This window comes from Kitasatospora sp. NBC_00039, from assembly GCF_045160625.1.
Classification (GTDB): Bacteria; Actinomycetota; Actinomycetes; order Streptomycetales; family Streptomycetaceae; genus Kitasatospora.
This window is the reverse complement of the sequence record NZ_CP108290.1, coordinates 781,125-794,268: the sequence shown is the minus strand read 5'-3', so window position 1 is coordinate 794,268 and position 13,144 is coordinate 781,125. Positions and strand designations below refer to the sequence as shown.

Below are 13,144 nucleotides of genomic sequence, written 5' to 3'. Positions count from 1 at the left end.
GAGCGGCCGCGCCCGCTCACGACCAGACAGCCGCCCCGGAACGCGCCAGGACGGCATACCGGCGCAGCGGCCGGCCCCCGAGTGTCGCGCACCCGCCGGTCGGCGCCCACCCGGTAAATGCCTGAGCGTCCAGCGGCGGGTCTCACCGTCACGTCGACCATCCTCAGCATGGCCGAAAACCTACCAAGCCACCCATGTCGGACAGGGGAAGCGCGCGGGGCCTCGGGCGGCATGCGGCCGGCCGCGGCCGGATGCCATGGAGCGGCAAGTGCGGGTGAGCGTGAGGCGCCGCCGATGTGGACAGGCCCCTCGGGCGCTACCTTCCGGGTCGGGTGTGGCGTTGTTGCCAGACGCTTTGCAGGTAGCGGTACGGGCCGTAGCGCAGTCCTCGGCGTTCCAGCCGTCTGAGGATACGGATGCTGTCGTCGTTGCCCGGGTCCAGCAGGGGGCCGGCTTGCCGGGTTCTGCGCTGATTGGCCCGGTACCAGCGCCACAGGCCGTTGGGCAGGTGGCGCAGGAGGGAGACCAGCAGGCGTGGTTGGTGACGGACGGCGGCGGTGAGGTAGGCGGTGTAGCCGATCCCGAAGCCCTCGACCTGCCGGGCGAGTTCGTTCATGCTGCGGCGGTGGCGGTGCCAGACGATCGCGTCGGGTTGGTAGGTCACGGTGTGGCCGGCGGTCAGGACCTGGTGGAAGGCCAGCAGGTCCTCTCCGCCCCGGGAAGGGGTGCCGGTGCCGGTCGCGGGATCGAAGCCTCCCATGGCCCGCAGGACGTCGGTGCGGAAGGCCATGTTCGCGCCGCAGCCGAAGCGGCCGGGTGAGAATTGCGCGAGCGGGTCCGACAGCGGTTGGCGCAGGGACCAGGACTGGGGGGTGAAACCTCGCACTCCGGAGGCGTAGGCCTCGGCGGTGAGCTGGGCCTCGGTGTCCAGTTCGGCGGGCAGGACCATCCCGGTCACGCACGCGACGGTGTCATCGGCGAACGCGTCGACCAGGGCGGTGACCCAGCCAGGGTCGGTGAGAGCGTCGTCGTCGGTGAAGGCGCAGATCGCGCCGCCGGCGACCATCAGGCCGCGGTTGCGGGCCCGGGACAGGCCCGGCGCGGGCTCGCGGACGTAGCGGATCCGATCGCTGTAGCGGGAGCGCACCAGGCGCTCGGTGTCGTCGCTGGAGGGTGCGTTGTCGACCAGGATCACTTCCAGGTGGGGGTAGGCGATCCGCAGCACGGAATCCAGGCACGCCGGCAGCATCTCGGTGCGGTCCCGGGTACACACGATCACGCTCACTGGCGCCCGGTCGGCCGGCACCTTGGCACCGGCCGCCCGATGGAGTGGGGCCGCAGCCTTCTCGGTCGGAGCCACGGTGGACACCTGAAGCTGTTGAAGAGCGGCCTCGACCAGCATGTGACTCAGCGCAGCCTCGTCGCCCTCGGCACCGGTGGCCGTGACCAGGCCGAGTGGCTGTCCATGACGCCGTACCAGCGCCAGCACATGCTTCTCAAAATCGCCGGTGGGTACGGACCCGCCCGGTGAACGCAGTTCCCCCGGCTTCCCCAGGTCCAGCTCGACCACACGGACCGGGGAAGGGCGCGAGCCGTTGGCGGGAGGACGCGGCTGGGATCCGGATGTCTGCCGGTCGTAGTCGTTCATAGGGGACCTCTCCAGGCGGGCAGAAGCCCTCCCAATCAGACACCAGAGCACCCGGCGGAGACCGTGCGCCACACCGGCATCCTTCCGCCGTTGCAGACGACGCCCGGCAGCGGCCACCGAAAGCGCCGAAACGCGACCGGCACGCGACCTGCTCCTCTCCGGTGGCGACGACTGGGCGCTCAAAGACCACCGGGTGCAGTACCTGTCCGACCGTGCCGCCGGTTCCGCCGGGCTCCGGGCCCTGCAGGACTGGGCCGAGGCGGAGCCCGGGAGCGCCGATCCACTGACCGTCCTGTCCAGGGCGGACATCGCCCACGCCTGGTTCATCCGCGGCCACGCCCGGGCCAAGTACGTGCGTAATGACGCCTGGCCGAGGTTCTTCGAGCTGCTGGGGCAGGCCGACGAACTGGCGGCACGGGCAGCTGATCTGGCGCCGGCCGATCCCACACCCCGGGCGACCGCCGTGCACCTGGCACGCGGGCTGCAGGTCCCCCGGTGGGAGTTCGACGCCCGCTGGCAGGCCCTGACCGCCTGCGACCCCCTGCACCGCACCGGGCACCACCACGCCCTGCAGTACCTGTGCGCCAAGTGGTCGGGCTCGCACCGGGAGATGACCGAATTCGCCCGCGAAGCCGCCGACCGGGCACCGGCCGGCCACACCCTCACCCTCCTGCCGTTCCTCGCCGACCGGGAGAAGTGGGTGGCCGACGACGACGGATTCGACTCGAACGGCCTCCCCGCCCACCTGGCCGACATACAGGAGCGCTGGATCGACGCGGGCCCGCAGCCGCACTCCCGCATCGCCGAGGACCACTCCCTGCTCGCCTTCTCCATGAGTCTCATACAGCGCCGATCCGACGCCGCCATCCACTTCCGCGCCATGGGCCGCCACGCGTCCACCGCCGGGTGGAATTACAGCCTGACACCCCGCCAGGCCTTCCTCCGCGCCCGCTCCGCCGCCCTGCGCTCCCACTGACGACCGGCCCTCCACACCGGAAAGCCTCTCCCGTCGGACGGCGGCGCAGCGGTGCCACCCAAGCCCGGCGCGCCCAGGGCGTCACGACCAGCGCTGCCCACGACACGGCGCCCGTCGTGCGTGGGATCCCGATCCTGCGTCACCTGTGCCTTCGTATCGTGTCAGCCCCTACGGATGAAGGCGTGCCGAAACTGTCCACCTTCTTGGATGGCCCGGATCTGCCGGTCGCTATCGGACCGGGTTGCGACCGCTCCGGGGCCGGGGAGGGGATGAAAGGGTTTCCGATCCCACCGTGCTGCGATGCCTGAACTGAGGCGAGAAGCGGGTGAGTTGGCTGGTTGCGGTGACTGGGTCCGGGTCGTCCGGTGGTCAGCTGCGGAAGGGCCAGGCCGTGGCCATGTCGTCCAGGTAGATTTCCGGCGGCGTTCCCTCCAACGCCCCGGTAAGGGCGACGAACCGGTGGGTGAGCAGCTCGCCGAGCATCAGGCTCTCGGGCTGGCGGACCAGGACGTAGGTGGGTCCGGGCCAGCCGTCGGGGTCGGTGTCGGTGTCGGTGTCGGACGGAGTGGAGCCCGGAGAGACCGCGATGCCGCCGCGGCGGGCTTCGACGCGGGCCCGCTCGGCGTGCTCGGCCAGGCGGGTGTTCGCCGCGACGGTGCCCTCATACCGGCCGTCGATGCAGTCGTCCCGGTCGTCGGGGCAGCGCAGGCCAGTGCTGCCCACGGTGCCCTGTGCCCAGTCGAGAACGTCCGACTCGATCCGGGCGACCGCGGCGGAGGCCTGCTCGCGGGTGTGGCCGGCGGCCACCAGGAGGTCGGTCACCAGGTGGTAGCCGGGGCCGCGCATCCGGATCTCTGCTTCTCGACGTGGTGCGGGGCGGCCCCGGTGTGGGCCGCCCCGGGTGGGTTGCGGGTCAGTTCAGGTCGACATCGGGGTCGTACTCGAAGTCGTCGGCGGTGAACCCGCCGTACGCGCCGCCGTTGAAGTAGTCGGCGAGGGCTTCGCCGATCACCTCACGCGCCGCTCCCTCATCTTCGGCGCGGGCCAGCGCGGCGGCCTGCTCGCCGGTGAGGTTGAGGTGGACGTCGCGGGCCCGGACCGCGTCCGAGCCGCGGATCTCGAAGGTCTGGGCGCGCCCGACCCGGACGCTGACGCCGGAGTACGTGCCGAGCTTCTGGAGCTGCTTGGCCTTGCGCTCCCGGCCGCGCTCGGTGGTCTGGATGTCGAGCGCTTCGCGCTGCAGTCGTTCGGCGTCCGCTCCTTTGGGGTGGCGGCTCCCGTCAATCCAGGGCGGCGCTGTGCGGTCCCGGGCCCTGGCCTACACCACGGCCTCCCCTGCCGTTACCGACCGCGGGCTCAGGGTGGCCCGCCCGGGCCGCGCGCCGGCGGCATGGCCCGGAGGTGCTGGGCGGCCTCGGCCGCGGTGTGGGAGGAGGCGAAGGTGAACGCGCGCGGGGAGGGCCCGTGCGCCCGGAGGTCCGCCAGCCGCTCCAGGGCCTCGCCGACGGTCGGGAGGTGGCCGGCGGGGACCCACCAGAGCACCAGGTGCGCCTCGACGTGCCGTTCGAACCAATCGCGCCGCTGCCGCATCACCTCCAGGTGCCCGCTGCGGTAGGTGAAGTCCCAGAGGGCTTCCGGGGACTCCCACACCGACATGTTGACGATGACGTCCTCTCCCGCCGGACGCAGGCCGGTGGCGTCGGCCGCCCCCTCCTCCGCGAGTCGCCACACGAAGCCGGGCGCGTCGTCGGCAGCGGCGTTGACCGGGTCGAGCATGTCGACGAACGGTGCAATGCGCGGGTCGTCGAGGGGGTAGCGAAGCGTCGCGACGTTGAGTTGGGCGAGGTGGGCGGCATGCGTGGCGGCGGTCATGGCCTCATCCCAGCACGACCCTGCTTTCTAAGTCAATGGTCATTGTTTTTAGAAGCTTCGACCACCACGCAGCACTCCCCCGGCCGGGCGTCCATGCGGGCGCGCACCGGACCGTCCGCGCCGAGCAGCCCCTCCAGCAGTGCGAGGTTCATGCCGCACACGAGCGGCGGGAAGCGTTCGGCGACGGCATGGAAAGGGCAGTTGCGCATGCGGACGACGTGCGCGGCCGACCCGGCCGGCCCCTCGGCCCCCTGGGCGCCCTCCAGATGTGGTTCGTAGCCGCGGGCGGCCAGCACCTCCATCGCTTCCGCGAGGCCGCCGCAGGGCGCCGCCGAACCGCGCAGGGCCTCGCCCCGCCGGCGCGCGACCGCGCAGAGCCCGGCGTCCAGCCCGGCCTGCTCGGCAGCCTCGGCGAGCAACTCGGCGGCGGTGCGGTAGTCCCGGACCGGCAGCGACACCGACCGCTCGGCCCGCGCCCGCGTGTACACCTTGGCGGGGCGGCCCGCCCCCGGCCCCGAACGGCCCGTCAGACGGCGGCTCCCGCTCTCCAGCAGCCCGGCCTCGGCCAGCTTGTCCAGATGGTGCGCGGCGAGCGTGCGCGCCACCCCGGCCGCCTCGGCGGCCTCGTTGCGGCCGACCTCACGCCCCTGGGCCACCACGTACTCGTACAGGCGGCGCCGCACCGGATCCTGCAATACCGCGATCGCGTCGATGTCGTTCACCCGGCCATTCTAAGAACAACACAGGCGGGAAATAGAACGTCGGGAGCCGACCGGCAGGCTGCCGGCAGCGTCCACCAGCGCGTGGCGCGTTCCGGGGCCGGCCGAGTTCAGCCAGGGCAGGGCGTACGGCGGCGCGGCAGATGGGCCGGACGACATGGCACGGTCTCGCGCTGGGCCGACGCGCGTCACCGGCGACCGGGCCTGCAGGGGCAGGTCCCCCGGCACACGCACTTGGATGGAGAGGGTCCGCGACTGCCTCCGAACGTTCACGACCGACGCCCCGGGGCGTCCCGGCCAGCCACGCCGACGCGGCGTTCGTGGCGCGCGTGGTCCACAGCTGCACCAGCACGGCAGCCGCCGTGTCCGCCGTCGGCCGCGGTCAGCCAGGCCATCGGCGAGGTGTCCGTCTCCTGCCGGAAGCGCCGGATGAACGTGCGGTGGGACATGTACGCGCCCTGGGCCGGCTCGTCCACGCTCTGGCGGCGGGCGAGGTTGTCGAGCGTCCAGGGGCGAACGGGTGCGAGGCCCTCTCCGCGGGAGGCCGGCCGGAAGCGCCGGCAGGAGGAGCCGAGGTCAAGCCCCGGCCGGACGGTCACGTCACGCCACGATCCTTCGGACCCGCCGGCGCTTCGGCATTCCAGGCCTCAGCTCACCGGGATGGCCTTGACGCCCGAGAGTAGCGGGATGAGCTGGTACTGCCCGTCCCCAGGGCCGCAGGAGGGCGTGGTATCGGGGGTGTTGGAGATGTTCGTTCCGGCCTTGAAGCGCCCGTCCCCGCTCGGGGCGACCGTCGTGAAGTGGTCGCGGCGGCCGTTGAAGTAGTACATGCACTGGTGCAGGTTCAGGTACCGCCCGGCGGCCAGGTCCAGGGGCGTGGCGCTCGACAGCAGCGGGAGGAGGTCGTACACGCCGCCCCCGCTGCTGCATCTCGGTGCGGTGTCACGGGTGTTGGAGACATTGGTGGCGGCAGTGAACTTGAAGTCCGTGGTCGGCACCACCGTGGTGAGGTGGGTCTGGTCGTAGTCGCCGAAGTACACGCACTGGTGCAGGTTCAGGTAGCGCCCGGCGGTCAGGTCGTAGCCCTCGGCGGCCGAGTAGACGTTGTTCTCGTAGGTCCCGTCTCCGCGACCGCAGGAGGGGCTCGCATCCGCGGCACCGGAGATGTTCGTGCCGGCGGTGAAGCGCCCGTCCCTGCTCGGGACCACGGTGGTCATGAGATCGAAGCTCGCCGGCAGGAAGGCGTCGAAGACACACTGGTGCAGGTTCAGGTACCGGCTTGCCGGGGGCTGCGCAGCGGTGGCGGGAGCCGGGCCGACCAGGGCGGCGGCGGACAGGACGGCGCCGACGAGCGCGACAGAGCGGGGAAGAAGACGCATCGGGAAAGTCTCCGTGATCAGGTGCGGCCGCTCCGGGTGAGCGGCCCGACACGCAGGAGGCTTTCCCCGGGCGTCCGACACTCCCGGCCGCCACGCGGAACGTTCACCTGAACGACCGGCCATCCGGACGGGAGCCGTTCGGCAATCACGGTGACGATACCCGGTGACCGACTGCACCCTCGCCGGTGGCGACAAGGCGACCATCCCGGGCGGCCCCATCCACTCAACCGCTGCAGCAAGAGCTGCGGGATGATCTCGGCGGCGTGCGGCCGCGGTCGGCGTCGGCGGACCCGCGCAGATGGCGCGGGCGAAAGGCCGCCACGCCGGCCAAGGAGGCGCTGGAGGTTGGGACCCCCTCGATCGTGAGCAGCCGGCCTTGGCAGTAGCAGCGGCGGGCGACGGGATGTCATCCCGGTGACAGGAGCGTCAGCACATGGCCCTGCCCTGAGTTGCTTTGCGGGAGTCGCGAGAAGGCGGACGCGGTGCAGAGCGGCACGGTCGTGGCAGGGCGGTGCTTGATGGACCGCCCGATGGGCGCGGGCGGCATGGGCGAGGTCTGGGCGGCCCAGGACCAACTGCTCGACCGGCGCGTGGCGGTGAAGTTGCTGCACGAGACCGACGAGAACGCCCGGGCCCGCTTCCTGCGGGAGGCGCGGGCGGCCGCGCGTACACATCAGCGAACTCCTGCCAGCCACGAACGCGCCTCGGCTCCGCGGGACCTGGTGACCGGCGAGACGGCTGGTTGAGCCGACGGCGTCGGACGCGGCCCCTATCCTCGGGGACATGACGATTCAGCGCATGGACAACGTCGGCATCGTCGTCGACGACCTCGACGCCGCCATCGCTTTCTTCACCGAGCTCGGCATGGAGCTGGAAGGCAGGATGCCGATCGAAGGAAGCTGGGCGGGAAGAGTCGTCGGGCTCGACGACATGCGATGCGAGATTGCGATGATGCGGATCCCCGACGCCCCGGGCCGGCTCGAACTGGCGAAGTACCACAGCCCGAAGGCGATCACCCCCAAGCCGGAGATCACCCCGGCGAACACGCTGGGCCTGCACCGCGTCATGTTCGCCGTCGACGACATCGAGGACACCCTCGCCCGCCTCGGGCCGCACGGCGCCGAACTCGTTGGCGAAGTGACACGCTACGAGGACAGCTACCTGCTCTGCTATCTCCGCGGACCGAGCGGAATCATCCTCGGGCTGGCCGAGCAGCTGAGCTGAGAAGAAGAGGTCCGCTCACAGAGGCGCCGACCCGGTGTTCTTTGCAGGAAATGGAACCGGGAATGGGGGCCAGCCGGCGTTGAATCGTCGGAGACTTGTGCATGGTGTCGAAGGCCCTGTGTTGTGTCACGCTCCGGATGTGAGCCTGGCGAGCGCTGTTGTCGGCTGAATGCCGGTAGAGCTCGCGGGCGATTCGAGAGGCCTTGGGCGGTGCGTCGCTGCGGGTAAGCCTGGGTTCGGTCATCCCAGCGGATTCGGGTCATCACGATCCGGTAGAAGGCGGCGTTGGCCTGTCGGTTACCACCTCGGTTCAGACGCCGACGCTGGGTCTTGCCGGAGGACTGCTCGACCGGACTGACTCCGCACAGGGCGGCGAAGGCCGCCTCGCCGGTGAGCTGGTCGGGGTTGTCGCCAGCAGCGATGAGGAGGACAGCAGCACCCTCTGGGCCGACACCGACGAGCTCGAGCAGGTGCGGCCGGCAGGCGCGCACGGCTGTGGTCGTGGCTGTTGAGGACAGGACTGCGCGGGCGATGTCGCCGATCCGGCTGGGGCTGAGTGTGAGACGCCCGTAGGTCGTCCTCGAAATCGGCGTGCGGCCATTCGCGGCTCTATGCGATTGGGGATGGGGCGCTGGCCGGTCTGCCGGATTCGGGGTCATGTTGGGCGACCGTGCCCGTCCAGCCCTGGTCGAGCAGGAGACAGGCCTGGTCGACGGCGGCGGCGGGATCGGGGTGGGAGCCGGCGAACGCGAGGATCTCCAGGGTGAACCGGGCGTAGGCGGCGCAGATGAGGTCGCCGTGCGGCCGGCCGGCCTGGTCGGCGAGAGCGCGGGCCAGGGCGTGTTCGTGGCGCAGCCACATCGCGCGGGAGTACTCGCGCAGGGCCGGGGTCTCGTGGATGAGCCGCTGGAAGTCGGCGAAGCGGGGGTCTCGGGTGTGGGCCGAGTCGACGAAGCCGGTGAGGTGGGCGCGCAGAGCGTGGGGGATCGTCTGGCCCGGCGGCCGGTCGGTGACCGCGCGGACCAGGGCGGCCTCGTTGCGGGCGTCCTCGTCGAAGACCAGGGCTTCTTTGCCCTGGGGGAAGTAGTTGAACAGGGTCGACACCGACACGTCGGCGCCGTCGGCGATCTCGCGAACGCCCACCTGCTCGTAGCCGCGTTCCAGGAACAGCCGCAGAGCCGTGTCGGCGATCGCCTGGCGGGTGGCGGCCTTCTTGCGTTCGCGCCGCCCGCCTGTTCCTTCATGGTCGATCGTCTCTGCCATGCCTCGACCCTACCCGGTACTGGGCAAAGTTGGAACGGTTGCATTTTTGGATCTGTTACAAAATACTTGGCGATGCCCGACCGGCCCGCGCTGCAGGGCCGCCGCTGTGATCCGGCATCCACGAAGGGAACCCATGAATTCCGTAGCTCCTACCCGCGCCAGGATCAGCATCATCGGCGCCGGACCGGGCGGACTGACCTGCGCCCGCATCCTTCAGCGGCGTGGCATCGCGGTCACCGTCTACGACCGCGACCCCGGCCCCGACGCCCGCAACCAGGGCGGCACCCTGGACCTGCACGCCGACAACGGCCAGATCGCCCTGCGCGAAGCCGGCCTGCTCGACGAGTTCTTCGAGCTGGCCCGCCCCGAAGGGCAGGAAATGCGCCAGCTGGACCCGGTCGGCACGATGACGTCCCACAAGGTCCCGGAGGCCGATGAGTTCTTCAAGCCGGAAATCGACCGCGGCCAGCTGCGCGACCTGCTGCTCGACTCCCTGCAACCGGGAACCGTGCGTTGGGGACAAGCCCTCGACACGATCAGCGGGCCCGCCGACGGGCCTCGGCAGCTGCACTTCACCGACGGCACGACCATCGAGACCGATCTGGTCATCGGCGCCGACGGCGCCTTCTCCCGGGTACGCCCGGCCCTGTCCCCCGCCGTCCCCCAGTACACCGGGGTGAGCTTCCTGGAGGCCCGGTTCTCCGACGTCGAGAACCGCCACCCCGAGATCGCCGAACTGGTCGGCCAGGGCGGCGCCCATGCCGCCGACGGCAACCGCGGCCTCTTCGCCCAGCGCAACAGCGGAGACCACATCCGCGTCTACATCATCCAGCGGGTCCCGGTCGACTGGATCAGCCAGAGCGGCCTGACCGCCGGCGACACCGATGCCGTCCGCGCCCAGCTCCTCGACGAGTACAAACACTGGTCACCCCGCATGTGCCGGATGATCACCGACAACGACGGCCCCTACGTCGACCGCCCGATCTTCGCCCTCCCCGTCCCGCACACCTGGGAGCACAACCCGACGGTGACCCTGCTCGGCGACGCCGCCCACCTCATGCCCCCGCTCGGCGTCGGCGTCAACCTCGCCATGCTCGACGCCGGCGAACTCGCCATCGCCCTCGCCGACTCCGCCACCGTCGACGACGCCATCCGCACCTACGAGAAGACCATGCTCCCCCGCTCCACCGAGACGGCCAGGATCCTCGAAGGTGGCGCCGAGCACCTGCTGTCCGCCGACATTCCCGACTTCGGCGACCACCGCGACGCCCAGCCCTGAGCCCCCGCCCGCCCCGCCCTCAACGTCCAGTGGCTTCGACATCGACGAATCCCCCGAAGACCTCGCCGCCGGCACCCTGTCGGCGAGGTCTCCGGGCTGTGGCCAGGCGCCCGCCTGGGCCGCAGGGTTCGGCGACATCTGTGCGGGGAGGGCGTGCCCGGCGGTCCGTGCGCCGCCGGACGCTCCCGTGGACTGGGATTGGTCTCTCATGCCTCCGTGCGCGTGCCGGGCGGATCGGAGCTGCTGCCGAGGACGTTGTCGACGTGGGCCGCGAGCGAGGAGCGCAGGGCTTCGGGCGTCATCTTCTGATCGTCGATCAGATGCGCGACGAGATCGGCGCGGATGGCGGCCAGCAGGGCGTGGGCCGTGAAGTCCGCGGCACGGACGCCGGACACCTGATCCAGTGCCGCTCGAAGCGTCTCGTGCCACCAGGCGTATTGCGCGGCCTGGTAGGGGCTGCTGAGCCCCGCGTCCTCTGCCGCCGACATCAGGTTGCGGTTCTCGATCTTGAAGCGCAGTGCGGCGTCGAGGAGGTCCAGCACCCGCTGCCGCGGTGAGGACGCGGCCGCGTCCTGCGCTTCCTGTACGGCCTGCCGCGGGGGTTCGAGGCGGGAGGCGATCACGGCACCGATCAGGCCGGCGCGGTCGCCGAAGCGGCGAAAGAGGGTGCCCTTGCCCACACCGGCCGCCGCCGCGATGTCGTCCATCGACACGCCGTGGGGGCTGCTGCTGGCGGCAAAGAGGGTGTCGGCGGCAGCCAGGACGGCCTCTCGGTTGCGCAGGGCATCTGCGCGCTCCGTGCGCTCGCCCACGGTTCCTCCTTGGTCTTCGGCCAGTCACGGCCCCCGGGAATGATATGCGGGGAGGTTCGCACGACTGGCGGCTCGCACCAGGCCGTGCTTCCCGCGCCTGGAGGCGGGGCGGCAGTCGCCCGGCCTCTGATCTGCCACTGCGCGGTGGTCCGCAGGCCCGGATTCGGTGCGCGGTCCGGCAGGGCGGCGGCCTCGCGGATGCGCCCGGCGCCGGCGCTCGGCCGGTCCCGGGGCGGTGCGCTGCTCTACACCCTCCACGCCGACCCGGGGTCGGTGGACACCGTCGCGCCCTCACCCGCTCCCTGAGCCCGGAGCGGGCTCGTGCGGTCGGCCGTCGGCGTCCGGCAGAACCAGGCCTGCCGGACCGTCCGCCGCCGACCGGTTCTGCCGAGGCCTGCCCGGGGAGAGGGCGATCCTGACGCCGACGCAGAGTGCCAGCAGTCCGCAGCCGGCCGCGACGAAGACGGTGCGGGGCGACAGGACGGCCAACAGCGCGCTACCCAGGCCCGCCGCCAGGGTCTCGGCGAGGAAGATCGGTCCGTAGATCGCACCGAAGACCCTGCCGAGCAGCTGCTCGGGTACGGTCTGGCCGAGGAGCGTGTCGCAGGCGACGTTCTCCAGTCCGTTGCCGACGCCGGCGATCGCGTAGCAGCCGACGGCCGCGGCCGCGACGGGCGAGACGCCGGTCAGCAGCAGGCCGAGGCCGCCGGCTGCCAGGCCTGCGACGAAGTACCCGCCCAGGGGTGCCCGACCGGTGGCGCGCAACAGCAGCAGCGGCGCGAGGATCATGGCCGCTCCGTAGAGGCTGGAGGCCAGACCGACGGCCTCGGCTCCCGCGCCGAGTTCGTCCCGAAGCAGGAAGACCAGGGCCACGTTGTCCAGCCCCGCCAGTGAGACGCCGAGGAACAGCGCGACCGCGAGCGTGCGGGCGGTGCGGTGCCGGGCCACGTAGGCCAGGCCTTCCGCCATGTCGGCGATCACCCGGCGGGCGCCCGCTCGGGATGAGGAGAAGGCGGTCCCCGTCGGTCGGCCGTGGGGTGAGGTGGCAGAGGCGGCGGCGGGGGTGGGTGTGGCCGCACCGGGCAGCGGCGGCAGGCGCAGCAGCAGCAGGGTGGAGACGGCGAAGGTCAGGGTGTCCACGGCGAGGGCCGCCTGCGTGCCGGCGTGGGCGAACAGCAGCGCGCCGACGGCCGGGCCCACGGCGAGGCTGACGTTGTGCGACATCCCCAGCAGTGCGTTGGCGGGGCCGAGTTGGTCGCTCGGCACGATCTTGGGGATGGTGCTCTTCCCGGCCGGCAGGAAGAACGTGGAGAGCAGGGACGTGGCGGCCAGGACGGTGATCAGGACGGGGAAGGGCGGGAGTGCTATCGCCAGGAAGCCGATCAACAGCAGCCGCCCGAGGTCGCACGCGATCATCAGCTTCCGCGCGTCCACAAGGTCGGCGACGGAGCCGGCGAGCGGGCCGACCACCTGCGGAAGCGCGCGGGCGGCCAGGGCGAGGGCCAGCCGACCGGGGCCGGCCCCGGAATCCTGGAGGTAGAGGACGAGGGCGGTCAGTGTGATGAAATCACCGATGTAGGAGGCGGTGCGAGCGCCCCAAAAGCTTCGGTACGACTTATTTCCACCAATAGCGGACATAATTCGCATGATTGGCAACACTCCCGATCAGCCCCACATGACACTCGAACAAGCTCTTGCAAGTCGATTATTGCAAGGCTAGTCTGACCCTGCCGCTACTGGGCATCATGAGCATGAATCAATTCACAGAATTGGGGGTGCCATCATGGAGAACGTAGCCGACGGGGTCGAGGTTGTGGACGACTTCGACGCCTTGGACGACCTCGACGACATCGAGTTCAGCCTCGACGAGATCGAGAACAAGATCGCTCCGCTCGCTCTGGCCTGACGTCGAGTCAGCTGACGGAAGATCAGAAAAGCGCTTCCGTTCCAGCGAGTGGGCGAGAGGATTCGC

At 71.1% G+C, this 13,144-nt stretch carries 14 protein-coding genes and 1 pseudogene; 5 read left to right on the top strand and 10 right to left on the bottom strand.

Annotation, left to right across the window (positions count from 1 at the left end):
• Positions 1–316: 316 nt before the first annotated feature.
• Positions 317–1,648, bottom strand: a complete 1,332-nt coding sequence (locus tag OG286_RS39650; protein ID WP_331742470.1) for a glycosyltransferase — start codon at positions 1,646–1,648, stop codon at positions 317–319.
• A gap of 193 nt (positions 1,649–1,841) precedes the next feature.
• Here OG286_RS39650 and OG286_RS39645 point away from each other — a divergent pair, with 193 nt between their 5' ends.
• A complete protein-coding gene (locus OG286_RS39645; protein WP_331742468.1) occupies positions 1,842–2,624 on the top strand; it encodes a hypothetical protein in 783 nt (260 codons plus the stop codon).
• 369 nt (positions 2,625–2,993) lie between these two features.
• Here OG286_RS39645 and OG286_RS39640 read toward each other — a convergent pair whose 3' ends face one another.
• The 5 genes from OG286_RS39640 to OG286_RS39620 form a co-directional block, all read right to left on the bottom strand.
• Positions 2,994–3,470 carry a hypothetical protein gene (locus tag OG286_RS39640; protein ID WP_331742467.1) on the bottom strand — a complete coding sequence of 159 codons (477 nt, stop codon included), beginning with the start codon at positions 3,468–3,470 and terminating at the stop codon, positions 2,994–2,996.
• 510 nt (positions 3,471–3,980) lie between these two features.
• Complete coding sequence (locus OG286_RS39635) at positions 3,981–4,496, bottom strand: DUF3291 domain-containing protein (protein ID WP_331742465.1); 516 nt, start codon at positions 4,494–4,496, stop codon at positions 3,981–3,983.
• A gap of 32 nt (positions 4,497–4,528) precedes the next feature.
• Complete coding sequence (locus OG286_RS39630) at positions 4,529–5,218, bottom strand: helix-turn-helix domain-containing protein (RefSeq protein ID WP_331742463.1); 690 nt, start codon at positions 5,216–5,218, stop codon at positions 4,529–4,531.
• 266 nt (positions 5,219–5,484) lie between these two features.
• Entirely contained in the window at positions 5,485–5,814 is a 330-nt protein-coding gene (locus OG286_RS39625) for a hypothetical protein (RefSeq protein WP_331742460.1), read from the bottom strand.
• Between the two features lie 48 nt (positions 5,815–5,862).
• Complete coding sequence (locus tag OG286_RS39620; protein ID WP_331742457.1) at positions 5,863–6,594, bottom strand: hypothetical protein; 732 nt, start codon at positions 6,592–6,594, stop codon at positions 5,863–5,865.
• Positions 6,595–7,112: 518 nt separating this feature from the next.
• On the opposite strand from OG286_RS39620, the gene OG286_RS39615 reads away from it, so the two are divergent.
• Together OG286_RS39615 and OG286_RS39610 are read left to right on the top strand one after the other, a co-directional pair.
• On the top strand, positions 7,113–7,340 hold the full coding sequence (locus OG286_RS39615) for a hypothetical protein (RefSeq protein WP_331742454.1): 228 nt from the start codon (positions 7,113–7,115) through the stop codon (positions 7,338–7,340).
• 37 nt (positions 7,341–7,377) lie between these two features.
• Complete coding sequence (locus tag OG286_RS39610; protein WP_331742451.1) at positions 7,378–7,818, top strand: VOC family protein; 441 nt, start codon at positions 7,378–7,380, stop codon at positions 7,816–7,818.
• Here OG286_RS39610 and OG286_RS39605 read toward each other — a convergent pair.
• Positions 7,764–8,477 carry a transposase gene (locus OG286_RS39605; RefSeq protein WP_396325696.1) on the bottom strand — a complete coding sequence of 238 codons (714 nt, stop codon included), beginning with the start codon at positions 8,475–8,477 and terminating at the stop codon, positions 7,764–7,766. The two genes, OG286_RS39610 and OG286_RS39605, sit on opposite strands and share 55 nt — an antisense overlap.
• Positions 8,428–9,081 (bottom strand): TetR/AcrR family transcriptional regulator, encoded by a 654-nt coding sequence (locus OG286_RS39600; protein WP_331742448.1) that lies wholly within the window; start codon positions 9,079–9,081, stop codon positions 8,428–8,430. The genes OG286_RS39605 and OG286_RS39600 overlap by 50 nt, the downstream gene beginning before the upstream one ends.
• Positions 9,082–9,214: 133 nt before the next feature.
• On the opposite strand from OG286_RS39600, the gene OG286_RS39595 reads away from it, so the two are divergent.
• Positions 9,215–10,360: an NAD(P)/FAD-dependent oxidoreductase gene (locus OG286_RS39595; protein ID WP_331742446.1), complete on the top strand. Its 1,146-nt coding sequence runs from the start codon at positions 9,215–9,217 to the stop codon at positions 10,358–10,360.
• Between the two features lie 206 nt (positions 10,361–10,566).
• Here the strand turns inward: OG286_RS39595 and OG286_RS39590 are convergent, their stop codons facing one another.
• Together OG286_RS39590 and OG286_RS39585 are read right to left on the bottom strand one after the other, a co-directional pair.
• Positions 10,567–11,172 (bottom strand): TetR/AcrR family transcriptional regulator, encoded by a 606-nt coding sequence (locus tag OG286_RS39590; RefSeq protein WP_331742441.1) that lies wholly within the window; start codon positions 11,170–11,172, stop codon positions 10,567–10,569.
• A 291-nt stretch (positions 11,173–11,463) separates the two neighbouring features.
• Positions 11,464–12,810 (bottom strand): MFS transporter, encoded by a 1,347-nt coding sequence (locus OG286_RS39585; protein WP_396325695.1) that lies wholly within the window; start codon positions 12,808–12,810, stop codon positions 11,464–11,466.
• Positions 12,811–12,991: 181 nt separating this feature from the next.
• On the opposite strand from OG286_RS39585, the pseudogene OG286_RS39580 reads away from it, so the two are divergent.
• A pseudogene (locus OG286_RS39580) lies at positions 12,992–13,078 on the top strand (ammosamide/lymphostin RiPP family protein); the annotation flags it as partial.
• Between the last annotated feature and the right edge of the window lie 66 nt (positions 13,079–13,144).

What these genes read in the sequence shown, in the direction of transcription:
- OG286_RS39650 (WP_331742470.1), bottom strand. Translation starts at nt 1,648, where the DNA reads ATGAACGACTACGACCGGCAGACATCCGGATCCCAGCCGCGTCCTCCC.
- OG286_RS39640 (WP_331742467.1), bottom strand. Translation starts at nt 3,470, where the DNA reads ATGCGCGGCCCCGGCTACCACCTGGTGACCGACCTCCTGGTGGCCGCC.
- OG286_RS39635 (WP_331742465.1), bottom strand. Translation starts at nt 4,496, where the DNA reads ATGACCGCCGCCACGCATGCCGCCCACCTCGCCCAACTCAACGTCGCG.
- OG286_RS39620 (WP_331742457.1), bottom strand. Translation starts at nt 6,594, where the DNA reads ATGCGTCTTCTTCCCCGCTCTGTCGCGCTCGTCGGCGCCGTCCTGTCC.
- OG286_RS39615 (WP_331742454.1), top strand. Translation starts at nt 7,113, where the DNA reads ATGGACCGCCCGATGGGCGCGGGCGGCATGGGCGAGGTCTGGGCGGCC.
- OG286_RS39610 (WP_331742451.1), top strand. Translation starts at nt 7,378, where the DNA reads ATGACGATTCAGCGCATGGACAACGTCGGCATCGTCGTCGACGACCTC.
- OG286_RS39605 (WP_396325696.1), bottom strand. Translation starts at nt 8,477, where the DNA reads ATGACCCCGAATCCGGCAGACCGGCCAGCGCCCCATCCCCAATCGCAT.
- OG286_RS39600 (WP_331742448.1), bottom strand. Translation starts at nt 9,081, where the DNA reads ATGGCAGAGACGATCGACCATGAAGGAACAGGCGGGCGGCGCGAACGC.
- OG286_RS39595 (WP_331742446.1), top strand. Translation starts at nt 9,215, where the DNA reads ATGAATTCCGTAGCTCCTACCCGCGCCAGGATCAGCATCATCGGCGCC.
- OG286_RS39585 (WP_396325695.1), bottom strand. Translation starts at nt 12,810, where the DNA reads ATGTCCGCTATTGGTGGAAATAAGTCGTACCGAAGCTTTTGGGGCGCT.